This is a genomic window from Rhizobium beringeri (assembly GCF_004306515.1).
Taxonomy (GTDB): domain Bacteria; phylum Pseudomonadota; class Alphaproteobacteria; order Rhizobiales; family Rhizobiaceae; genus Rhizobium; species Rhizobium beringeri.
Map to the genome: position 1 here is coordinate 1 of NZ_SILG01000001.1, position 22,102 is coordinate 22,102.

At 62.1% G+C, this 22,102-nt stretch carries 24 protein-coding genes; 6 read left to right on the forward strand and 18 right to left on the reverse strand.

The features are described from left to right. Positions 1–127: 127 nt before the first annotated feature. On the forward strand, positions 128–1,678 hold the full coding sequence (dnaA, locus tag ELH03_RS00005; RefSeq protein ID WP_027682010.1) for a chromosomal replication initiator protein DnaA: 1,551 nt from the start codon (positions 128–130) through the stop codon (positions 1,676–1,678). Between the two features lie 137 nt (positions 1,679–1,815). Continuing rightward, complete coding sequence (locus tag ELH03_RS00010) at positions 1,816–2,898, forward strand: saccharopine dehydrogenase family protein (RefSeq protein ID WP_003556030.1); 1,083 nt, start codon at positions 1,816–1,818, stop codon at positions 2,896–2,898. A gap of 67 nt (positions 2,899–2,965) precedes the next feature. On the opposite strand, the gene hemW is transcribed toward ELH03_RS00010, so the two are convergent. Genes hemW through rph form a run of 4 tightly spaced genes read right to left on the reverse strand, consistent with a single transcriptional unit; the run spans position 2,966 to position 5,964 of the window. Then, positions 2,966–4,168 carry a radical SAM family heme chaperone HemW gene (hemW, locus tag ELH03_RS00015; RefSeq protein WP_128400775.1) on the reverse strand — a complete coding sequence of 401 codons (1,203 nt, stop codon included), beginning with the start codon at positions 4,166–4,168 and terminating at the stop codon, positions 2,966–2,968. A gap of 9 nt (positions 4,169–4,177) precedes the next feature. Further along, entirely contained in the window at positions 4,178–4,822 is a 645-nt protein-coding gene (gene rdgB / locus ELH03_RS00020; protein ID WP_128400776.1) for an RdgB/HAM1 family non-canonical purine NTP pyrophosphatase, read from the reverse strand. Then, positions 4,823–5,248 carry a VOC family protein gene (locus tag ELH03_RS00025; protein WP_128400777.1) on the reverse strand — a complete coding sequence of 142 codons (426 nt, stop codon included), beginning with the start codon at positions 5,246–5,248 and terminating at the stop codon, positions 4,823–4,825. Further along, complete coding sequence (gene rph, locus ELH03_RS00030) at positions 5,245–5,964, reverse strand: ribonuclease PH (protein WP_011650181.1); 720 nt, start codon at positions 5,962–5,964, stop codon at positions 5,245–5,247. The genes ELH03_RS00025 and rph overlap by 4 nt, the downstream gene beginning before the upstream one ends. A gap of 128 nt (positions 5,965–6,092) precedes the next feature. Between rph and hrcA the strand changes: the two genes are divergently transcribed. Together hrcA and grpE are read left to right on the forward strand one after the other, a co-directional pair. Beyond that, positions 6,093–7,181 carry a heat-inducible transcriptional repressor HrcA gene (gene hrcA, locus ELH03_RS00035; protein WP_018244487.1) on the forward strand — a complete coding sequence of 363 codons (1,089 nt, stop codon included), beginning with the start codon at positions 6,093–6,095 and terminating at the stop codon, positions 7,179–7,181. Positions 7,182–7,291: 110 nt separating this feature from the next. Then, positions 7,292–7,924 (forward strand): nucleotide exchange factor GrpE, encoded by a 633-nt coding sequence (gene grpE, locus ELH03_RS00040; RefSeq protein WP_128400778.1) that lies wholly within the window; start codon positions 7,292–7,294, stop codon positions 7,922–7,924. A gap of 41 nt (positions 7,925–7,965) precedes the next feature. Here the strand turns inward: grpE and ELH03_RS00045 are convergent, their stop codons facing one another. Continuing rightward, a complete protein-coding gene (locus ELH03_RS00045) occupies positions 7,966–8,910 on the reverse strand; it encodes a nucleoside hydrolase (RefSeq protein WP_128400779.1) in 945 nt (314 codons plus the stop codon). A gap of 278 nt (positions 8,911–9,188) precedes the next feature. Here ELH03_RS00045 and ELH03_RS00050 point away from each other — a divergent pair, with 278 nt between their 5' ends. Further along, a complete protein-coding gene (locus ELH03_RS00050) occupies positions 9,189–9,614 on the forward strand; it encodes an Hsp20 family protein (RefSeq protein ID WP_003583826.1) in 426 nt (141 codons plus the stop codon). 47 nt (positions 9,615–9,661) lie between these two features. Beyond that, positions 9,662–9,919, forward strand: coding sequence for a BQ00720 family protein (locus ELH03_RS00055; protein ID WP_003556039.1), 258 nt, complete (start codon positions 9,662–9,664; stop codon positions 9,917–9,919). A 160-nt stretch (positions 9,920–10,079) separates the two neighbouring features. Here the strand turns inward: ELH03_RS00055 and trmB are convergent, their stop codons facing one another. The 13 genes from trmB to ELH03_RS00120 all read right to left on the reverse strand — a co-directional run bounded on the left by trmB (position 10,080) and on the right by ELH03_RS00120 (position 22,020). Beyond that, complete coding sequence (trmB, locus tag ELH03_RS00060; protein ID WP_128400780.1) at positions 10,080–10,781, reverse strand: tRNA (guanine(46)-N(7))-methyltransferase TrmB; 702 nt, start codon at positions 10,779–10,781, stop codon at positions 10,080–10,082. 8 nt (positions 10,782–10,789) lie between these two features. Continuing rightward, positions 10,790–12,028: a methionine adenosyltransferase gene (gene metK / locus ELH03_RS00065; protein WP_018070053.1), complete on the reverse strand. Its 1,239-nt coding sequence runs from the start codon at positions 12,026–12,028 to the stop codon at positions 10,790–10,792. A gap of 178 nt (positions 12,029–12,206) precedes the next feature. Further along, positions 12,207–12,623 (reverse strand): helix-turn-helix domain-containing protein, encoded by a 417-nt coding sequence (locus ELH03_RS00070; protein WP_018244494.1) that lies wholly within the window; start codon positions 12,621–12,623, stop codon positions 12,207–12,209. Between the two features lie 152 nt (positions 12,624–12,775). Beyond that, complete coding sequence (lnt, locus tag ELH03_RS00075) at positions 12,776–14,380, reverse strand: apolipoprotein N-acyltransferase (RefSeq protein WP_128400781.1); 1,605 nt, start codon at positions 14,378–14,380, stop codon at positions 12,776–12,778. Positions 14,381–14,508: 128 nt separating this feature from the next. After that, positions 14,509–15,654 carry a hemolysin family protein gene (locus tag ELH03_RS00080; RefSeq protein ID WP_128400782.1) on the reverse strand — a complete coding sequence of 382 codons (1,146 nt, stop codon included), beginning with the start codon at positions 15,652–15,654 and terminating at the stop codon, positions 14,509–14,511. Beyond that, on the reverse strand, positions 15,651–16,166 hold the full coding sequence (ybeY, locus tag ELH03_RS00085; protein ID WP_128400783.1) for an rRNA maturation RNase YbeY: 516 nt from the start codon (positions 16,164–16,166) through the stop codon (positions 15,651–15,653). Before ybeY ends, ELH03_RS00080 begins: the two co-directional genes overlap by 4 nt. Next, on the reverse strand, positions 16,166–17,215 hold the full coding sequence (locus tag ELH03_RS00090) for a PhoH family protein (protein ID WP_003544862.1): 1,050 nt from the start codon (positions 17,213–17,215) through the stop codon (positions 16,166–16,168). Before ELH03_RS00090 ends, ybeY begins: the two co-directional genes overlap by 1 nt. An 18-nt stretch (positions 17,216–17,233) precedes the next feature. Then, a complete protein-coding gene (gene miaB, locus ELH03_RS00095; protein ID WP_130765845.1) occupies positions 17,234–18,679 on the reverse strand; it encodes a tRNA (N6-isopentenyl adenosine(37)-C2)-methylthiotransferase MiaB in 1,446 nt (481 codons plus the stop codon). A 190-nt stretch (positions 18,680–18,869) separates the two neighbouring features. Next, a complete protein-coding gene (olsA, locus tag ELH03_RS00100; protein ID WP_128400785.1) occupies positions 18,870–19,667 on the reverse strand; it encodes a lyso-ornithine lipid O-acyltransferase in 798 nt (265 codons plus the stop codon). Positions 19,668–19,694: 27 nt separating this feature from the next. After that, positions 19,695–20,123: a Fur family transcriptional regulator gene (locus tag ELH03_RS00105; protein ID WP_003544875.1), complete on the reverse strand. Its 429-nt coding sequence runs from the start codon at positions 20,121–20,123 to the stop codon at positions 19,695–19,697. Between the two features lie 82 nt (positions 20,124–20,205). Then, positions 20,206–20,706: a GNAT family N-acetyltransferase gene (locus ELH03_RS00110; RefSeq protein WP_018244501.1), complete on the reverse strand. Its 501-nt coding sequence runs from the start codon at positions 20,704–20,706 to the stop codon at positions 20,206–20,208. Next, on the reverse strand, positions 20,703–21,365 hold the full coding sequence (tsaB, locus tag ELH03_RS00115; protein WP_128400787.1) for a tRNA (adenosine(37)-N6)-threonylcarbamoyltransferase complex dimerization subunit type 1 TsaB: 663 nt from the start codon (positions 21,363–21,365) through the stop codon (positions 20,703–20,705). The genes ELH03_RS00110 and tsaB overlap by 4 nt, the downstream gene beginning before the upstream one ends. An 88-nt stretch (positions 21,366–21,453) precedes the next feature. Next, the gene (locus ELH03_RS00120) at positions 21,454–22,020 is read right to left on the reverse strand and encodes a NifU family protein (protein ID WP_128400788.1); all 567 of its coding nucleotides are present in this window, start codon (positions 22,018–22,020) and stop codon (positions 21,454–21,456) included. Positions 22,021–22,102: the final 82 nt, after the last annotated feature.

The following is a 22,102-nucleotide window of genomic DNA, read 5'->3' on the forward strand; positions in this document are numbered from 1 at the left end:
TTCGGGAGCAGTGTTTGAGTGAACCGGCAGGCGAGCGGCTCATGAGGATCCGTCAGCCCGCCAAAGCGGGGAATGATCGGGCGGCCGTTTTAGCGGATGCCGCCCGGTGGAATTGAAAGGCGGCATTATGCAGATGAATACGATGACGACGAGCGGGCTCGACAATGGGGATGCGGCACCGCAGGCGTTCGGCTCAATTCGCCTGGAAGCGGCGGAAGTAAAGGCGGATATGAAGCAGAACGTATTGTTTGAGCGCGTCAGTGCGCGCTTGAAGGCTCAGGTCGGTCAGGATGTCTACGCCAGCTGGTTCGCCCGGCTGAAGCTGCATTCGGTATCGAAGAGCGTCGTTCGCCTTTCGGTCCCCACGACCTTTCTGAAGTCGTGGATCAACAATCGTTATCTCGATCTCATCACCGGTCTGTTCCAGGCCGAAGATCCGGAAATTCTGAAGATCGAAGTCCTGGTGCGTACGGCGACGCGCCATGGCATGAAGCCAATCGACGAAGCGGCGGTGCCGGAACCGGCCGCCCCCGCGCAGATGCGCCGCCCGACAAGCGCCCAGCCGGCCGGTCAGGCCGTCCAGCAGGCGGTTTCGGCCGTTGCCGCTGCAAGGCCTGCAAGCTTTGGCTCGCCGCTCTTCGGTTCGCCACTCGATAGCCGCTTTACCTTCGACACCTTCGTCGAAGGCAGCTCGAACCGTGTCGCGCTTGCGGCTGCGAAGACGATCGCGGAAGCTGGTCAGGGCGCGGTGCGCTTCAACCCGCTCTTCATCCATTCGACCGTCGGTCTCGGCAAGACCCACCTGCTGCAGGCGGTCGCCAATGCGGCGGTGCAGAACCCGCGGGCGCTGCGCGTCGTCTATCTGACGGCCGAATATTTCATGTGGCGCTTCGCCACCGCGATCCGCGACAATGATGCGCTGACGCTGAAGGATTCGCTGCGCAACATCGATCTCTTGATCATCGACGACATGCAGTTCCTGCAGGGCAAGATGATCCAGCATGAATTCTGCCATCTCCTGAACATGCTGCTCGACAGCGCCAAGCAGGTCGTCGTTGCCGCCGACCGTGCGCCTTGGGAGCTGGAGTCGCTCGATCCCCGCGTTCGCTCGCGTCTGCAGGGTGGTGTCGCGATCGAACTCGACGCGCCGGATTACGAGATGCGTCTCGAAATCCTCAAGCGTCGCCTTGCTGTAGCCCGGCTCGAAGATCCGTCGCTCGAAATTCCCGCCGAACTGCTCCAGCACGTTGCTCGCAACGTCACGGCCAGCGGCCGCGAACTCGAAGGCGCCTTCAACCAGCTGGTCTTCCGCCGCTCCTTCGAGCCGAACCTGTCGATCGAACGCGTGGACGAACTGCTCGCCCATCTGGTCGGCTCCGGCGAGCCTCGCCGTGTGCGCATCGAGGATATCCAGCGCATCGTCGCAAGGCACTACAACGTCTCGCGTCAGGAACTGGTCTCGAACCGCCGCACCCGCGTCATCGTCAAGCCGCGCCAGATCGCCATGTATCTGTCGAAGACGCTGACGCCGCGCTCCTTCCCGGAGATCGGCCGCCGTTTCGGCGGGCGCGATCACACGACCGTGCTGCATGCCGTGCGCAAGATCGAGGAGCTGATTTCGGGAGACACCAAACTTTCGCACGAAGTCGAGCTTCTGAAGCGCTTGATCAACGAATAATCGACGGGTTTTCCTAAGGATTCAACGGCTGGAAGCGATTCCGGCCGTTTTCCTTTATAAGTTTTTTATTCTATACCTCCCGCGCATCAAGTGCATGTCAAAGACTGAAGCGCCAAAACGGCGCGTGGGAGGAATGAATGAGTTTTGAAAAGATCGCCGTTCTCGGCCTGGGCAAGGTCGGACGGCTGGCGGCGACGCTTTTGCATGAAGGCGGCTTCGAGGTCATCGGCGTCGACGCGCAATTGCCGCTGAGCGACGTCCCCTTCAAGTGCCGCACCGGCGATATCTCCGATCCCCAAGTGATCGGCGAACTGCTCTCGAATGTCGAGGCTGTGCTCTCCTGCCTGCCCTATCATTTGAACATCGAGCTGGCGCGCGCCGCCCATCTTGCCGGCATCCATTATTTCGATCTGACCGAAGACGTTCCCACAACCAATTTCATCATCGAGCTGTCGAAGACCGCCCGTGGCCTGATGGCGCCGCAATGCGGCCTGGCGCCGGGTTTCGTCGGCATCGTCGGCGCAAGCCTGGCCGACGGCTTCGATCGCTGCCGTTCGATCCGCATGCGCGTCGGCGCCCTGCCGCAGCATCCGACCGGACTGCTCGGCTACGCCTTCAACTGGTCGCCCGAGGGCGTCGTCAATGAATATCTGAACGACTGCGAGGTCATCGAGGGCGGTGTGCGTAAGCTCGTCTCGCCGATGGAATGGCACGAGACCGTCTATGTCGGCGGCGTCAAGCTCGAAGCCTTCACGACGTCGGGTGGCCTTGGCACCATGTGCGATACCATGCTCGGCAAGATCGATAATCTCGACTACAAGACCATGCGTTATCCCGGCCATATGGAACTGATGAACTTCTTCTTCCACGAGCTTTTGATGCGCGACAAGCGCAAGCTCGCCGGCGAGATCCTGACCAATGCCAAGCCGCCTGTTGAAGACGATGTCGTCTATGTCCACGTCGCCGCCGAAGGCACTGAGAATGGCAGCCTGCGCCGCAAGGAGTTCGTGCGCGCCTATTACCCGATCGAGATTGCCGGCGCGCGCCGCACGGCGATCGCCTGGACGACGTCAGCCTCCGTCGTCGCCGTCATCGAGATGGTCCGCGACGGCCTGCTGCCGGCGACCGGTTTCCTGCACCAGGAGCATATTCCGCTGGAGATGTTTTTGAAGACGCCGACCGGCAGCCTCTTCAAGGCCGGTGCGACCAGCCATGGCTGAGACATGCTTTTCGGCGCGGCGGCAACATCGATGCCGCCGCGCTGCAATTCCGCTCGTCGTATTGACGTCAGCAGGCGAGATCGGCGACGACGGAATCGAGGATCAGCATGCCGGACGGCGTGCAGCGCAGGCGTGAATTGCCGATCCGCTCGATGAATTTGTGTTCGAGCAGGAATTCCTCGCGTTTCGGATCGAGGTCGCGACCCGAAAGCTGCTGCCAGCGGGCAAGATCGACACCTTCCCTGAGCCGCAGCCCCATCAGCAGCAGCTCGTCGGACTGTTCCTCGAAGCCGAGCCGCTCCTCGTCGAGAATGCCGTGCCCGTCACGCTCGACCATGTCGAGCCAGGCTTCCGGCTTGCGCTCGGTCGCCGTCGCGAGCTTCTCCGGGCCACGCGTCAGCCGGCCATGGGCGCCTGGACCGATGCCGGCATAATCGCCGTAGCGCCAGTAGGTCAGGTTATGCCGGCTTTCAGCCCCCGGCCGGGCATGATTGGAAACCTCATAGGCCGGCATGCCCTCGCGCGCGGTGATCTCCTGCGTCGCCTCGTAGAGCAGCGCCGATTGCTCGCCGTCCGGTACGATCAGCTTGCCGGCCTTGTGCAGGCCGTAGAAGGGCGTGCCTTCCTCGATGGTCAGCTGATAGAGCGAAAGGTGGTCGACCGCGTAGGAGATCGCCTCTTTCAGTTCCTTTTCCCATTCCTCGACCGTCTGGTCGGGCCGGGCATAGATCAGGTCGAAGGACATGCGCGGAAAGATGTCGCGCGCCAGCCTTATCGCCTTCAGCGCGTCGGCGACATCATGCAGCCGGCCGAGAAATTTCAGATCCCGGTCATTCAGCGCCTGCACGCCGAGCGAGACGCGATTGACGCCGGCCGCGCGGTAGCCGCGGAAGCGTTCGGCCTCGACGCTCGAAGGGTTGGCCTCCATGGTGATCTCGATGCCGGCAGGCACATGCCAGTGCCGCGCAATGCCGTCGAGAATGGCCGAGACCGTTTCCGGCTTCATCAGCGAAGGGGTGCCACCGCCGAGGAAGATGCTCGTCACCGTCTTCGGCCCGCTCATGGATCGGACCGTCGCCATCTCCGTCAGGAAGGCTGATGTAAAGCGCTCCTGATCCACCGGCTGGTGGCGCACATGGCTGTTGAAGTCGCAATAGGGACACTTCGCCGCGCAGAAGGGCCAATGCACATAGACGCCGAAGCCCGGCTCGCCGGTATCGGGCAGCAGGGCCGCGTCGCGTGAGATGCTTGGCGTGTCGAAATTGACCACGGACCGACCTTATGCCTCCAGGCAGGTTTCGACAAAGAGTTTGAAGGCGCGGGCCCGGTGCGACAGTGCTTGCGGCTTGCCGACGTTCCAGCCGTGTTTTTCCTCGCCGCTCATTTCGCCGAAGGTGATGTCGTAGCCCTCGGGTTGGAAGACCGGATCGTAGCCGAAGCCCTGGGTGCCGCGCGGCGGCCAGACGACGCTGCCTTCCACCTCGCCGCGGAACAACTCCGTGTGCCCGTCCGGCCAGGCGAGGCAGAGCACGCTGATGAAACGCGCCGTGCGCTGTTCCGGCTGTGTCGCGCCCGCATGCTGCAGCGCCTTTTCCACCTTGGCCATCGCCATGTCGAAATCGCGCGTGCCGTCGGCCTTCTCCGCCCAATTGGCGGTGTAGACACCGGGATCGCCACCGAGCGCGTCGACCACCAGCCCGGAATCGTCCGAAAGCGCCGGCATGCCGGCGGCATTGGCCGAGGCGACCGCCTTGATCGTCGCATTCTCCTCGAAGCTCGTGCCGGTCTCATCCGGTTCGACGAAGTTCAGCTCGGCAGCCGATTTGGCGGTGAAGCCGAGCGGCCCGATCAATTCCTGGATCTCGCGGATCTTGCCGGCATTGTGGCTGGCGACGACGATGGTCTTCGTTTCAAGCTTGCGCATTCAGATATCCTGTTGGATGCCCCAGATTTTAGCCTCCGCGCATTCCAGGCTGTTGCCATCAGGATCGCGGAAATAGATCGAGCGGCCGCCGTTCGGCCAGCGCACCTCGGATTCGATCGTAACGCCAGCCGCCGTCAGCCGTTCGGCCATGGCATCGATATTACGGCCGGACACCCGGAAACAGGCATGGCCCTGGCCGGTCGTGCCGTGCGGCGGCACCTGCAGTGCTTCGGGCGCCGGCGGCTTCACCGTTTCCTCAGGGTTGAAGATCAAGAGAACGCCCGGCCCGCAGCGGAAGAAGACATGCCGGTTGGCGGCGCGGGCGATCTTTTCAAGTCCGAGAACGTCTTCGTAGAACGTTTCGGCCTGGTCGAGATCCCGCGCATAGAGCGCCGTTTCCAACATGCCTTCCAGCATGGGGTTCATCCTTCGACGGCTTGCTTCTGCAGCGCCACGAGTTCGCCGATGCCGTTTCTGGCAAGCTGCATCAGCGAGGTAAACTCGCCTTCGCTGAACGGCGTGCCTTCGGCCGTGCCCTGGATCTCGACGATCCCGCCGGTGCCCGTCATGACGAAGTTCGCATCGGTCTCGGCCGAGGAGTCTTCCAGGTAATCGAGATCGATCACCGGCTGGCTGGCGAAGATGCCGCAGGAGATGGCGGCGACGTGATCCTTCAGGACCCGGTCGACCTTGATCATGTTGCGGCTTTCCATCCATTTCAGGCAGTCGTAAAGCGCGATCCAGCCGCCGGTGATCGAGGCTGTCCGCGTGCCGCCATCGGCCTGGATGACGTCGCAATCGAGCGTGATCTGCCGTTCGCCGAGCGCCTGCAGGTCGACGACGGCGCGCAGCGACCGACCGATCAGCCGCTGGATTTCCTGGGTGCGGCCGCCCTGCTTGCCGGCGGCGGCCTCGCGCTTCATGCGTTCGCCGGTCGCCCGCGGCAGCATGCCGTATTCGGCCGTGACCCAGCCCTTGCCGGTATTGCGCAGCCATGGCGGCGTCTTTTCTTCGAGGCTCGCCGTGCAGAGCACATGCGTATCGCCGAACTTCACCAGGCAGGAGCCTTCCGCATGCTTGGAAAAATTGCGCTCGAACGAGACCTTGCGCATCTGGTCGATTTTTCTGCCTGAAGGCCGCATTCTTATCTCCTGGGGTTTATTTGACCGCTTCTACGATTGGCGGCGCTCATTTGCAAATTCCCTTTTGCCACGGGTGCGAGTTTGACTTACTTTTCGGGAAGTATCATCAGCGCGGGTTCGAAAGCTTCATGGGCATCAGGTCGACGTCGGTTTCGGATGCCGTAGCTGCGCTGGACGAGCGCTCCAGGGAAATTTTTCGTCGCATCGTCGAAGGTTATCTGGAAAGCGGCGAGCCGCTCGGTTCGCGCAACCTGTCCCGTCTTCTGCCGATGTCGCTGTCGCCGGCCTCGGTGCGCAACGTCATGAGCGATCTCGAAGAGCTCGGCCTGATCTATTCGCCGCATGTCAGCGCCGGCCGGCTGCCGACTCAGATCGGCCTGCGCTTCTTCGTCGATGCCTTCATGCAGGTCGGCGACCTCTCCGCCGAGGAGCGCGCCAACATCGACCGCCAGGTGCGGGCCGAAAGCGGCGGCAACCCTGTCGAATCGATGATGAACGAGGCAAGCCGCATGCTCTCCGGCATTTCGCGCGGCGCCGGCCTCGTCATCACCTCGAAAAGCGATCCGGTGCTGAAACATGTCGAGTTCATCCGGCTCGAACCGACAAAGGCGCTGGCCGTGCTCGTCGGCGATCACGATCAGGTGGAAAACCGCATCATCGAGCTGCCGGCGGGTGTCACCTCCTCGCAGCTGACGGAGGCGGCGAATTTTCTCAACGCACACATGTCCGGCCAGACCCTGCCGGAGCTTCGCAAGCAATTAAGCCGGCTGAAGGACGATGTCCGCCACGAGCTCGATGCCCTGTCGCGCGATCTCGTCGAGCGCGGCATCGCTGTCTGGTCCGGCAGCCCGGACGAGGGAAAGCCCGCTCAGTTGATCATCCGCGGCCGCGCCAACCTGCTCGAGGGCCTGGCCGGCGCCGAGGATCTCGACCGGCTGCGCCTGCTGTTCGACGATCTCGAGAAGAAGGACAGCCTGATCGAGATCCTCAATCTCGCCGAAAGCGGTTCGGGGGTGCGCATCTTCATCGGTTCGGAAAACAAGCTCTTCTCGCTGTCCGGCTCGTCGCTGATCGTCGCGCCCTATCGTGACGATGACGATCGCATCGTCGGCGCCGTCGGCGTCATCGGCCCGACACGGCTCAATTATTCCCGCATCGTGCCAATGGTGGACTATACAGCCCAGCTCGTCTCCCGCCTTTCGCGCAATCAGCTTTGATGCGCAGCTCTCAAGTGCGCGGAATTTTCGCTTCTTTGTCACGCAGACTTGATTTTTTTCGGTCAAACCTCGATATCGGGCGCATCTGAAGACACCAACCGGAGACCGTCATGACCGATGACACGACGAAAAACGGACCTGACGCAACTGCGGCCGATGCCGCAGCCGACGCTGCCGCCTACGTCGAGAACGATTCTGCGCAGGAAGAGGCCACCCAGCCGGACCCGATCGAGCTTCTGAAAGCCGAAAACGGCGAACTGCGCGACCGCTATCTGCGCCTTGCTGCCGAGATGGACAATCTGCGCCGGCGCACCGAGCGCGAGGTGAAGGATGCCAAGTCCTATTCCGTCGCGGGTTTCGCGCGCGACATGCTCGCCGTGTCCGACAATCTGCGCCGCGCGCTTGATGCCATCCCTCCGGAGACCAAGGCTGCGGCCGATGCCGGCCTTAGCACGCTGATCGAGGGTGTCGAGATGACCGAGCGCGCCATGCTGTCGGCTCTCGAGCGCCACGGCGTTCGCAAGCTGGAGCCGGTTGGCCAGAAGTTCGATCCGAATTTCCATCAGGCGATGTTCGAGGTGCCGAACCCCGACGTGCCGAACAACACGGTCGTTCAGGTCGTGCAGGCAGGCTTTACCATCGGCGAGCGCGTGCTGCGCCCGGCCATGGTCGGCGTCGCCAAGGGCGGCCCGAAGCCGGCCGAAGCCGAAACCAACTCCGTCTTCGACGAGAAGGACGCCTGATATCCTTTCCTTCTGCCTCGTGCAGAAGGAAAACCAAAGGATCAGATGCGGGCGAAGCGTTCGATCAGCAGATCGAAGAAGCCGTCCGCATCGACATAGCGCATGACCCTGGCATTGCGCTTGCGCTCGGTCACGTGCCACCAGTCGACGACCGTCATGCCGACGGTGAGTTCGGACTGGACTTCGATCTCGACATTGCAGTCCCGGCCCTGGAAGAGCTCCGGCTTCAGCAGGTAGGCGACAACGGTCGGGTCGTGCAGCGGCCCGCCGTCGGAACCGTATTTCTCGATATCGAACCGCTCGAAGAATTCCAGCATCTCGACCATGGCCTTTGCCGGTGCCGTGCCGATCTCTGCCATGCGCTTCACCCGGTCCTTGCGGGTCAGCAACTGGTGCGTCACGTCAAGCGGCATCATCACGATCGGAACGCCTGAGCGGAAGACGATGTCGGCGGCCTCGGGGTCGACATAGATGTTGAATTCGGCCGCCGGCGTGATGTTGCCGCCCTCGAAGAAGCCGCCACCCATCATCACGAGTTCGCGGATGCGGGGGACGATGTCGGGCGCCTTCTGAAAGGCCATGCCGATATTGGTGAGCGGCCCGAGCGTACACAGCGTCACCGTACCTTGCGGCTCATGGCGCAGCGTCTCGATGATGAAGTCGACGGAATGGCCGGGCTGCAGCGCCATCGTCGGCTCGCTGAGCTCAGGACCGTCGAGGCCGGTCTTGCCGTGCACATGTTCGGCGGTCACCAGCTTGCGGGCGATCGGCGCATCGGCGCCGGCAAAAACCTTCGTCTCCGTCCGGCCGCAGAGCTCGCAGACGATGCGCGCATTGCGGCTGGTGAGCGAAAGCGGCACGTTGCCGGCGACCGTGGTGATTCCCAAAACCTCCAGCTCATCGGGACTGCCGAAGGCAAGCATGATGGCGGCCGCGTCGTCCTGGCCGGGATCCGTGTCGATGATGATCTTTCTTGCGCTTGCCATTCCGATCGTTCCATCCTCGCACTGCGTGTTATCGGCATGCACCGATTTCTTCATCTCCCGTCACAAATCAGCACATTCCGCGCGGGCACGTTTTGATGCGAGGCAGCGGAGGCTTTGTCAAGGAAAGAGCCGGGCCGCCACCACCTCAAAATTGAGAGGGGGCGCCGACACGTCGCGCCCACGCCTTGCAGCGCCGGGCTCCTGTCCCCATATTAGCGGCATCCGGATGCTGCCGTTAAGGTCCGGGATGGTCGCTTGCATCAAGGACTTGAAAAGAGATGAGCCGCATTACCCCTTTCGCCAGCCCGCTGCTTCTGGGCTTCGATGCCATGGAAAAGACGCTAGAGCGCATTTCCAAGGCGAGCGACGGATATCCACCTTATAATATCGAACGCATCGGCGCCGACAGCGGCGCGCCGGAACGTCTGCGTATCACCCTTGCGGTGGCTGGCTTCAGCGAGGAGGAACTCGACGTCTCCATTGAGGAGAACCAGCTTCTGATCCGCGGCCGCCAGGTCGAACAGGGCGAGCGGGACTATCTCTATCGCGGTATCGCCGCCCGTCAGTTCCAGCGCACCTTCGTTCTTGCCGACGGCATGCAGGTGCTCGGCGCCGGCCTGAAGAACGGTCTGCTCTCCGTCGATCTAATTCGTCCGGAACCTGCGAGAATGGTCAAGAAAATTAACATTTCGGTCTCACAGTAGCACAACGGTTTGTCGAACCGTTGGTCCCTTCTCCCGGAGGAACAGGAATGTTGATGAAAGAAGCCACGTCTCACTTGACCAAATCCGAGCTTGCCCACATCGGCAACGGCGAGGTCGCCTATATCAGAAAAATGCGGACCGATGAGGTCGCCAAGTGCTTTCCCGAGGCGCCGGATATCGATCCGACCGTCGATCTCTGGGCACTCTTCGGCGCCGACGGCACGCCGATCCTGCTGACGGACAACCGCTCCAGCACCTTTTTCAAGGCTGCCGAGGACGAATTGAAGACGGTCAGCCTGCACTGACCGTCAAATAGCGTCTGTCGCGTTTCACCGCTCTTCCGGTGCGGGATCCCTTATTCGATTTCGCTGCAGTCGGGGCTGTTGCCCTGACATTGCGTCGACAGCGCTGCGCGTCTTTTCAGACGCGCAAGGACGCTGCAGCACTTTGAATGGTGCGGTAGGCTCAGATCTTCCTGAATGTCAGATAGGCCGAAGACCTGCCTTCGCGCCGCGCCTTGGCCTCGTAACGCGTGCTCGGCCAGCCCTCATAGGGGGTCAGCCAATCCGCTGCATTGTCGGCCATCCAGTCGAAACCGGCATGGTCGCGGCATTTGATCAGCGTCCAGTTCACATAGGTGTCGATGTCGGAGGCGAAGCAGAACAGGCCGCCGGGCTTCAGCACGCGATGAAAGCGGTCGAGATTGGTTTTCGAGACGAAGCGCCGTTTCCAGTGCTTCCGCTTCGGCCAGGGATCGGGATAGAGCAGATCGATCTGATCGAGTGAGCCGTCCGGCAGCCAGTCGAGCAGCTGCGTCGCATCGTCATTATAGACGCGGATATTGCGCGCGCCGGTCTCGCCGATGCGCGACAGCAGCTTCTGCATGGAATTGACGAAGGGTTCGACGCCGATGAAGCCGGTCGAAGGCGCCTCCAGCGCGCGGTGGATCAGGTGCTCGCCGCCGCCGAAACCGATTTCCAGCCGCAATCTCTCGACCGGAACCGGGAAGAGGGATGTCAGCGGCTCCGGGGGAGCCGCCGTAAGATCGATGAGGAATGCCGGCAACAGACTGTTCAGCGTCTCGGCCTGCTGTTCGCGCAGAGCCTTGCCCTTGCGGCGACCGAAGAAGGCTTCGGTCGCCCGGCCGCGGCGTTCCATATCCGTCATGCTTTATCTCAGGCCTTCACGCTTTCCTTGAGCGCCTTCACGAGGTCGGTGCGCTCCCAGGAGAACGAGCCGTCGCGGCCGGCCTTGCGGCCGAAATGGCCATAAGCAGAGGTCTTGGCATAGATCGGCTTGTTGAGGTCGAGATGGCGGCGGATACCGGTCGGCGAAAGGTCCATGTTCTTGCGGATCGCTGCCTCGATCTGATCCTCGGTGACCTTGCCGGTGCCGTGCAGGTCGACATAGATCGACAGCGGCTGGGCGACGCCGATAGCGTAGGAGATCTGGATCGTGCAACGGTCGGCAAGGCCGGCGGCAACGACGTTCTTGGCAAGATAGCGGGCGGCATAGGCGGCCGAACGGTCGACCTTCGTCGTGTCCTTGCCGGAGAATGCGCCGCCGCCATGCGGAGCGGCACCGCCGTAGGTGTCGACGATGATCTTGCGGCCGGTGAGGCCCGCATCGCCGTCCGGTCCGCCGATGACGAACTTGCCGGTCGGGTTGATGTACCACTTGCAATCATCGGCAATCTTCAGCTCGCCGAGCGCTTCGCGGATATAGGGCTCAACGACGGCGCGGACCTTATTCGAATCCCAGCTCTCGTCGAGATGCTGGGTCGAAAGCACGATCGAGGTTGCTTCCGACGGCTTGCCGTCGACGTAACGCACGGTCACCTGGCTCTTGGCATCGGGGCCGAGCTTGGCAACTTCGCCGTCGCCCTTCTTGCGGGCAATCGCGAGCAGCTGCAGGATCTTGTGGGAATAATAGATCGGGGCCGGCATCAGGTCCGGCGTTTCTCGGCAGGCGTAACCGAACATGATGCCCTGGTCGCCGGCGCCTTCGTCGCCCTGCTGGTCAGAAGCGCTGTCGACGCCCTGCGCGATGTCGGCCGACTGCGAGTGCAGCAGCACGTCGATCTTGGCCTTCTTCCAGTGGAAGCCGTCCTGCTCGTAGCCGATATCCTTGATGGCGCGGCGAGCGGCGGCCTTGAACTTCGACGGGTTGATGACGTCCTTGCCGTCCTTGTCCTTCTTCATCAGGCTCGGCGGCAGGCGAACTTCGCCGGCGATGACGACGCGGTTGGTCGTCGCCAGCGTTTCGCAGGCAATGCGCACGCCCCATGGATTGACGCCGGTCTTGGCCGCTTCGCGGTAGACCAGATCGACGATCTCGTCGGAGATGCGGTCACAGACTTTGTCCGGATGACCTTCGGCAACAGACTCGCTGGTAAAGAGATAATTCGCGCGCATTTCGGGATTCCCCTCAAAGAATAAAAGCCAGCTAGTAGGTACTCAGTTCGAGGGCCGATGACAAGCGCAGAAGGACATAAATATATCTTTATATCTGCGGCAAAGTGACAAATTTTGCCCTAAAAACGCAAAAAAGGCGGCCTTTCGACCGCCTTTCGAATTCTGCGATGGTCGTGGTTCAGTCGGCGTCGGCTTCAGCTGCCAAGGCTTTCACCAGCTCCACGACCTTGCGGCGAACCTTGGGATCGGAAATCTTGACGAAGGCGCGGTTGAGCTGCAGGCCTTCCGAGGAAGACAGGAAATCGACGACGTAATTCGAGCTGGAGGCTTCGGCCATGCCGCCGCCGGCAGAATGTTCGCCGGGCGCGTCCTCGAAGAAAAAGGACACCGGAACATTGAGGATGTTCGAGATGTTCTGCAGACGGCTTGCGCCGACGCGGTTGGTGCCCTTTTCGTATTTCTGGATCTGCTGGAAGGTGATGCCAAGGCTTTCGCCAAGCTTTTCCTGGCTCATGCCTAGCATCGTACGACGGAGGCGAATACGGCTGCCAACATGGATGTCGATCGGATTCGGCTTCTTTTTGTTTTCAATCATGGTCGTGCCCTAGCTAAGAATTTCAACCTGTTTCTAACCGGCATGCCCCTGATCCATCCCAAAACGCCACGTTGCAAGCGGTGAGGAACCCACCTTCAAACATACGTTAAGAACGCCGATTGCCATCACTATGCAATTTTAGGGGTTTTTGGTCAATTCAACCCGGAAATAAAACCTCTGCGAGAAATTAGCGCAATCAGAATCAGCAGCGCCTCGGTCAACCAGAAGTAAGTTTGCCGGGGGTATGTTGTTCCGCGTCCGTCGCCGATACTATCAAGCGTTGCATCGATAAAGCCGGTTTCTCCAAGATCGAGGCCTGCAATAATTTCCCCATGGGCGTTCACCAGCGCTGAAATGCCGCTATTGGCGTCACGAATCAGCGGCAGGCCGGTTTCCACGGCCCGTACCCGCGCCTGCTGGAAATGCTGGTAAGGGCCGGGCGTCGCGCCGAACCAGGCATCATTGGTGATATTGAGGATCGCGTTGGCGTCTTTTATGTCGCCGGTCATTTCATCGGGGAAAATGATCTCGTAACAGATCAGCGGATAGAGATTGAGCCCGCCGGGCAGCGCCAGCAGGTGCCGGCTTGCCGCGGCCGAAAACCCTCCCGGCATCTCGACGACGTTCTGGAGACCGAATCCGGTGAGCACGTCCTCGAAGGGCAGGTATTCGCCGAAAGGCACCAGATGCACCTTGTCGGAGGCGGCGATGATCTGGCCGCGGCCATCGATCACGTAGATGGAATTATAGTAGCGCACCGGGGTGCCGGGTCCCATCTCCTCGGCGCGCACGGCGCCGGCGATCAGGATCTGATTGTCGTCGAGCGTATCGGCGATCCGCGTCAGCGCATCCTGGTTGTCGGTCAGGATGAAGGGGATCGAGGTTTCCGGCCAGACGATGATATCGGGCTTGCGTCCCCCATTCTTCGGCGCTTCAGCCGAAAGTTTCAGATGCGTCTCGAAGATCGCGGCGCGGTCGACGTCGTTATCCATTTTCGCCGCCTGGTCGATGGCCGGCTGCACCAGCCGCACCACCGGCCGCTTGTCCTCAGGCAAGGCGTCCGGACGCGGCGCGAGATGGAGAGCATAAGCGCCATAACCGAGATGGGCGGCAAACAGCAGGACGGCGAGTGCGATGCCCGGTCGCGCCCCCTGCCGTGTCCCGGCAAGGGCAGGCGCGGAAAAGACGAAGACGGCAAGGGCCGTCACCCCCATCGCCCCGATCACATGTGCCGACTGCATCATCAGCGGAACCGGCATCATGCCGTAGCCGATGGCGTTCCAGGGAAAGCCGGTGAGGATCACGCTTCGAAGCCATTCCATCAGCCCGAAGCCTGCCGCAAGCGCGGCGATCCGCCCCATGCCGTCAGACCAGAAGATGCGGGCAAGGGCGGCTGCCAGCCCGTAGAAGATCGCAAGACAGGCCGGCAGCCCGAGGATTGCCAGCGGCAGCGCCCAGGCGAATTCTTCCTGATCGACCAGCAGCGCATGGCCGAGCCACCAGAGGCCGGCGACGAAATAGCCGAAGCCGAACAGCCAGCCGGTGGTGAATGCCGGCCATAACCTGCCGATCAGGCCGCTTTCAGGCGAAGCCGCCGCTCCGTCGATCAGCCAGACGAGCAGCGTGAAGGAGACGAACATCGCCGCGAAAAAGCCGATGGGCGGCAGCGCCAGAACCGCGAATGCCCCGGCGGCGATGGCCAGCAGCGACCGTTTGAAACCCCAGACGAGGATAACCCTGTCCGCAAGCCGCTCCATGCGCACTCCCATCAAACCGCGAATCAACCCATTCGCAGTCTTTCAAAAAAGTGGCTCTTTGTCCTGTTAATGCATGTCGCTCGGAAGTGTGCAGCGGTTCCGGGATAACGACATGCATGCGACGCGCTTTAGTTGGCGGTCGATTCCGCCGGCCGGTCGTCGCCCGCCTCGGAGCCGGGCGCGATGTCGCCATCCGACTTGGCGCGGCGGCGGATAGCATGGCGCTTGCGGGTGATGCGCAGCCGCTTGATGCGGCGGGGATCGGCGTCGAGAATATGGAATTCGAAGCCCGGCAGCGCCTGGACGACTTCGCCGCGCACCGGGATGCGGCCGAGTGCGGAGAAGATCAGGCCGCCCAGCGTATCGACCTCGTCGACCTGCTCGCTGATGTCGAAATCCGGCCCGATCGCTGCGGCGATCTCTTCCAGTTCGACGCGGGCGTCGGCGATGAACATGTCCTCGGCGACGCGCTTGAACATCACCTCTTCGTCGTCATGTTCGTCGTCGATGTCGCCGACCACCATCTCGACGATGTCCTCATGCGAGGCAAGCCCATCGGTGCCGCCATATTCGTCGATGACGAGCGCCATCTGCGTGCGGTTCACCTGCATGCGGCGCAACAGGTCGGACGCCAGCATCGACGGCGGCACGAACAGGATCTTGCGGATGATGCCGGCCTCGGCCAGCGTCTTTTGCAGGTCGACGCGGGCGAGATCGAAATTCGGCTTGGCCGAACGCGTGGTCTTCTGGATGTTTTCGGGCGCAACCTCGATCGCCGGCACGGCTGCGGCCGGTTTCGTCGGGCCGCGGCGCTTGTTGCGCGCCTGTTTGGCGACATAGGAGAGCAGGTCGCGGATATGGACCATGCCACGCGGATCGTCGAGCGTATCGGCATAGACAGGCATGCGCGAGCGGCCGGATTCCTCGAAGAGGATCATCAGCTCGCCGATGGTGATATTCTGGTCGACCGCCTCGATATCGGCGCGCGGCACCATCACGTCGGCGACGCGCACCTCGCGAAAGCGCAGGATGTTGTTGAGCATCGCCCGTTCGTCGGGCGAAAAGGCGTCGTCGCCAGCCGCATCGGTCATCAGCGCGTCGGCGAGATCCTCGCGCAGTCGCGAGCCCTGCTGCGGGCGAAGGATGCGCGCGGCGCGCGACCAGAAGGATTGCGATCGGCCGGATGGCCGACTACTACTGCCTGCCTCGTCCGAAGAGGAGGATGGCTCGGAGTCCTTGGCGTCTGCCGCCGGCTTCGTCGTAAAGTCGCTCATGGTTCCATTTTAAGGTCTTGACCCTCGTAGGGATCAGATAGGCCGAGCTGGGCCAAAATGCGAGTCTCCAGCCCCTCCATAATCTCGGCTTCGGCACTATTCATATGGTCGTAGCCGAGAAGATGCAAGAAACCGTGCACCAGAAGATGGGTCAGGTGGTCGTCGAAACTCTTTTCGAGCTCGGTCGCTTCCCGCTCCAGCGTCTCCCGGGCGATGATGATGTCGCCGAGCATCGGGCCGGGCATCTTGCCGGGCTGCACCGGAAAGGCCGGAAAGGAGAGCACGTTGGTTGCCTTGTCCTTGCCGCGCCATTCGGCGTTGATGTCCTGGATCGAGGCGTCGTCGGTGAAGACGAGCGAAACCTCGGGCGGCATCGTGGGGAAGGGCTGCTTCTCGCTGTCGCGGAGATAGATTGCCGCGGCACTGAGCACGCGTTCGCAAAACGACAGCAGCGTCTCCTCGCCGGGCCAGCCGATGTCCTCGACGCTGATCTGGATGTCGAGTTCGGCCATTAGCCCTGCCGGCTGACGTCTTCGGCGACGGCATAGGTGGAATCATAGGCCCTGACGATGCGCCCGACGAGCGGATGGCGGACGACGTCGGTATCCGTGAAGCGCACGATCGAGATGCCTTCGACGCCGTTCAGAAGCTGCAGGGCCTCGACGAGGCCGGATTTGACGCCGCGCGGCAGGTCGATCTGGCTCGGGTCGCCGGTGACGATCATCCGCGCATTCTCGCCGAGACGCGTCAGGAACATCTTCATCTGCATCGACGTCGTGTTCTGCGCTTCGTCGAGGATGATGGCGGCATTGGCGAGCGTGCGGCCGCGCATGAAGGCGAGCGGCGCGATTTCGATGACGCCGGCGGTGATCGCCCGGTCGACCTTGTCGGCAGGGATCATGTCGTAGAGCGCATCATAGAGCGGGCGAAGATAGGGATCGACCTTTTCCTTCATGTCCCCGGGCAGGAAGCCGAGGCGCTCGCCGGCCTCGACGGCCGGGCGCGACAGGATGATCTTTTCGACAGCGCCGCGCTCCAGCAGCTGGGCGGCATGGGCGACGGCGAGATAGGTCTTGCCGGTGCCGGCCGGGCCGACGCCGAAGACAAGCTCGGCGCGCTCCAGCGCCCTGATATAGGCGTCCTGGGTTGGCGTGCGGGCGATGATCGTCTTCTTGCGGGTGGAAACCTGCGCCATCGTCAGCTTGGCCTTGCGCTCCATGGTCGGCAGGCTGAGCTGATCGTCGGCGGCGACCGCCATGCGGATTGCACCCTCGACGTCGGATCGTTCCACGCTGCCGCCTTTCTGAAGTTTTTCATAGAGATAGTCGAGCGTGCGCCGCGCCTGATTGGTGGTCACGATATCGCCGGTGATGACGACCGAATTGCCGCGTGCCCGCGCATCGATGTTCAGCCGTTGCTCGAGCAGCTTGAGGTTTTGGTCGAATTGACCAAAGAGCTCGCTGGCGAACCGGTTGTTCTCGAACGTCAGGACGAAGTGATTGGTATCGCTCGGCGTGCGGGGGTGGCGCGGTGAAGAAGAAACCAATTCTTGTCCGTTCAAGCGGTCGGGCTCCTTGGGTTAGACCGCAGCCTCTGCGCGTTCGGCAAACAGGCTGTTTGTTCCGGTCCCTGTGATTCGCACTTTAATAATGTCACCGATTTGCGATGCTTTTGCATCAACATTCACTGATTGAAGCCAGGGAGAACGTCCGATTAGTTGTTCCGGCATGCGACCGGGCTTTTCGAGCAACAGGTCGATCTCTTTGCCGATGCAGGATTCGGCAAATTCCTGCTGCTGCTTCAGGAGAAGCATTTGCAGGCGTTCCAGCCGTTCTGCCTTGATCTCTTCCGGCACCTGGTCCTTCAGCTCCGCGCCGGGCGTACCCGGCCGTGTCGAGTATTTGAACGAGAAGGCCTGTGCATAACGGACCTCCTCCACAAGTCTCAATGTATCCTTAAAATCCTCATCTGTCTCCCCCGGAAAGCCGGTGATGAAATCGCCCGACAGTGCGATGTCCGGCCGCACCGTGCGGATGCGCTCGATCAGCGCCAGATATTCGGCCGCCGTGTGACGCCGGTTCATCGCTTTCAGGATGCGGTCCGAGCCCGATTGCACCGGCAGGTGCAGATAGGGCATGAGCGCCCTGAGGTCGCGATGGGCATTGATCAGCCGGTCGTCCATGTCGCGCGGATGGCTTGTGGTATAGCGCAGCCGCGCAAGGCCGGGGATCTCGGCCAGCCGGTAGAGCAGGTCGCCGAGGCTCCATGCCTCGCCCCGCGGCCCGGCGCCGTGCCAGGCGTTGACGTTCTGTCCGAGCAGGGTGATCTCGCGCACCCCGCCTTCGGCGAGCTTTTCGGCTTCGTCGACGATCTGGGAAACCGGTCGCGACACTTCCGAGCCGCGTGTATAGGGCACGACACAGAAGGTGCAGAACTTGTCGCAGCCCTCCTGAACCGTCAGGAAAGCGGTGACGCCGCGGGCGCGGATCTTTCGGCTTTCGGCGATCGGCAGATGCTCGAACTTGTCCTCGATCGCATATTCGGTGTCGACGACGCGCTGGCCTTGTTTGGCCCGGCGCAGCGCCTCCGGCAGGCGGTGATAGGTCTGCGGGCCGATGACGACGTCGACGGCCGGTGCGCGGCGCAGGATCTCCTCGCCTTCGGCCTGGGCGACGCAGCCGGCAACGCCGATCATCATCTCCCGGCCGTCCGCCGCCTTCTTCTTTTTCATCTCGCGCAGCCGCCCAAGCGCCGAATAGACCTTCTCGGCCGCCTTCTCGCGGATATGGCAGGTGTTGAGGAGAACGAGGTCAGCCTCTTCCATATCTTCCGTCGGCTCATAGCCGTCGCGGGCGAGGGCATCGCTCATGCGCATGGAATCGTAGACGTTCATCTGGCAGCCATAGGTCTTGATGAAGACCTTGCGGCTGTTGCTGCCGTCGCGGAGGGCCTCGTTGGGGGCATCGTGAGGGCCTTCGTGGAGGATTGCCTCCGGGGCCTGGAGAAGGGCGCTGTCCTGTGTCATGGCGCGCTATTTAGTGGTTTTTGACGCCGGAGAAAATCGAAATCTTGTCTTAGGGCCTTTCCTGGTCAGATTGCAGCATTCTGCTGGCTCAAACGGAGTCGGATGCTCGCTGTAGTCCAGCTCTAGGGCCAAGCCGGCCGGTCGAATAGGCGGCCCGTTTCAGCCAACTGCAAGCTGACCAGGAAAGGCTCTAGGAGATTTCCCGCCCACGCAGGCGGCTGTTCAGGAGGTTGCGGATGCGCAAGGCGATCGTCGCGCTCACCTCCTTGCGACTGGTCTCGGCGCGGTAATCCACCGCCTCGCCGAAAGAAACTTCGGCGTCGATGGCGCCGCAGCGCACGATATCGAGGAGGTGCGGCAGCAGCTCGATATCACCCGGCCAGGCGGCGAGCGGCCGGTGATAACGTCCCATGGCGATGCCGTGCACCCTGGTATAGGCAACCGCCACCGGCTGCACCACGACGGTTCCCGTCGGCGAATAAGGCACCGCCATCGCCGCGGCGCCGAACAGCGAGGACTTGACCTCGAGCAGCCGGTTGCCGTCCGAGGTCGTCCCTTCCGGGAAGAGCACGACGATCTCACCGTCGGCCATGCGCCCGGCAATCTCGTTTGCCTGATGGCCGGTCTTGCGCCGCTCCTCACGCACGACGAAGACACTCTTCTGCAGCTTGGCGAGCGTGCCGAAGATCGGCCAGTCGCGCACCTCGATCTTGGCAATGAAGACGACGTCGGCAACGGCCGACATCACCATGATATCCAGCCAGGAAGAATGGTTGGAACAGAGCATTAGCGGCCGGCGATCTTCCAGCTTGCCGCTCACGCGGACGCGGATGCCGAGGCAATAGCAGACGATCCGGTGCCAGACGCGCGGAAGGCTGCGGCGCAGCCGCCAGTCGAAACTGAGCGCCAGCACCTGCAGCGGCATGAGCACGATGCTGACGGCAAGGATGACGACCGCGGCGAAGGCGATGCGCAACCAGGCGATCAAATGCTGGTCTCCCGGGCTGCCATTGCTTCAGAGGTCTTCCTTCTTCAGCGGAACGCCGTAGAGCTCCAGCCGGTGGTCGACCAGCCGGAAGCCGTGCTCGCGGGCGATGCGCTCCTGCAGCGCCTCGATCTCCGGCGAGCGGAATTCGATGACCGTGCCGGTCTTCAGGTCGATGAGGTGGTCGTGATGTTCTTCCGGAACCGTTTCGTAGCGCGAGCGCCCGTCGCGGAAGTCGTGCCGGGCGATGATGCCGGCATCCTCGAACAGTTTCACCGTGCGATAGACGGTCGAGATCGAGATCTTCGCATCGACCTTCACCGAGCGGCGGTAGAGTTCTTCGACGTCGGGATGGTCTTCCGAGTCTTCCAGGATGCGCGCGATCACGCGGCGCTGCTCGGTCATGCGCATGCCGCGTTCGGTGCAAAGCTCCTCAAGGGTCTTGGCTACATCAGTCATCGCCGGCCTATAGAGATATTCGTGTTTCGACAACGCCGCACGGCATTTGCGCCAGCTTGCATGTCATCTTGCTGCCAGGGAACTACCGAAGAACGCGCTTCATGACAAGCGCCGTGGAGAGGGCGCCGTTTTCCTGTCTGTAGTAACCCTGACGTTCGCCGACCTTTTCGAAGCCGAGCTTGCGGTAGAGGCCAAGCGCTGCAGTATTGCCGTTGTCGACCTCGAGAAACATGCTCTCGCCGCCGCGCGACCGCGCTTCCCGCATCGCCGCCTGCATCAGCCGCCAGCCAAGTCCGGCACGGGCGACCTTCGCCTGCACGGCAATGGTCAAGATCTCCGCTTCGCCGGCGACATGGCGGGCGAGGATGAACCCCGGAAGCGGCTTTTTCAGGATGGCATTGGTCTGGCGCGCGACGAAGCCGAACACGGTGTCCTGCATCAGCAGGCCGTGAAATTCACCGTCGCCCCAGGGCCGGGCGAAGCGTTCGCCGTGCAGGACAGCGACATCGCGGCAATCCTCGCGCTCCATGGCGATGATCTCGAATTCCGGTTTCAGTGTCAGATAGGCTTCCAGCATCGTCATACTCGTCGCGCAATCGCGTATCCGGCCTGCGGTTTGGCATCGGGTCCGCGCAGATAAAGGGGCTTCGGCTTTCCGGCATCGGGAGAGGCGGCAGCGCCCAGGCGCGCCACGACGGAGATCGGGAACCTGTTGGTGTGATCGCCGTCGGCGTCGGCCTTCAACAGGGCCGTCGCCGAACCGGTGATCTCGCCGTCGAAGCCGGCGGCGAAAGCCTGCGCTTCTGCAATGCTGACCGCCCGTGGCGTGTCGAGCGGAGAACCGTCGGCTGCGAAGGACTGGAGATAGATCTCGTCGCGCTTGGCATCCATCGCCGCCAGCACGGCGCGATGAGGCGTCTTCTCGCGCTGGGCTGATGCCATGACTTCGAGCGTCGTGATGCCGACGGCCGGCACATTGAGGGAAAGCGCGAAACCGCGGGCTGCAGCAACGCCGACGCGGATACCGGTAAAGGAGCCAGGACCGATGGTGACGGCAAGACGGTCGACATCCGAAAGCGCCAGTCCCGCCTGATCCAGTGCGCGATCGACGATACCAATCAGATGTTCAGCATGCCCCTTGCCGATCATGTCCGATGCCTCCCCCAGCACCGTATTCCTGCCGCTGTCATAGACGGCGGCAGCGCAGTCCACACCCGCCGTGTCGAGCGCCAGAATGATCATGCCATCAATTTCCGAATAAACTAGTGTCGCCTATCGATAAATCCGTTCGGCCGAACCTGAGATGAACGGCCGGACGAACTCAAGATTTTTAGGCGGCAATCACTTCCTGCACTTCCGGAACGAAATGGCGCAGCAGGTTCTGCACGCCGTGCTTCAGCGTTGCCGTCGAAGACGGGCAGCCGGCGCAGGAACCCTTCATGTTCAGATAGACCTTGCCGTCCTTGAAGCCGCGGAAGGTGATGTCGCCGCCGTCTTGGGCAACGGCCGGGCGTACGCGGGTTTCCAGAAGCTCCTTGATGGTCAGCACGATCGATTCATCGCCTTCGTCGAAGAATTCGTCGCCGGCATCGGCGTCTTCGGAAAGGATGGAGGCATCGCCCATGACCGGCTTGCCGGACATGAAGTGCTCCATGATCGAGCCTAATATAGCCGGCTTAAGATGTTGCCAGTCGGCATTATCCTTGGAGACGGAAATGAAATCATAGCCGAAATAGACGCCGGTGACGCCTGATATTTCGAACAGCCGGGCGGCGAGCGGCGAGGCTGCGGCCTCTTCGGCGCTGCGGAACTCGGCCGTGCCGTTTTCCATCACCACCTTGCCCGGCAGGAACTTCTGCGTGGCGGGGTTCGGCGTGGCTTCGGTCTGAATGAACATCTGGTTCTCCATGCGGCCGGCCCATGGTCTCGGCCGTCTTTAGAATTCTTCAAAAGAAGATAAGCCGATTGACGGCTCTAAT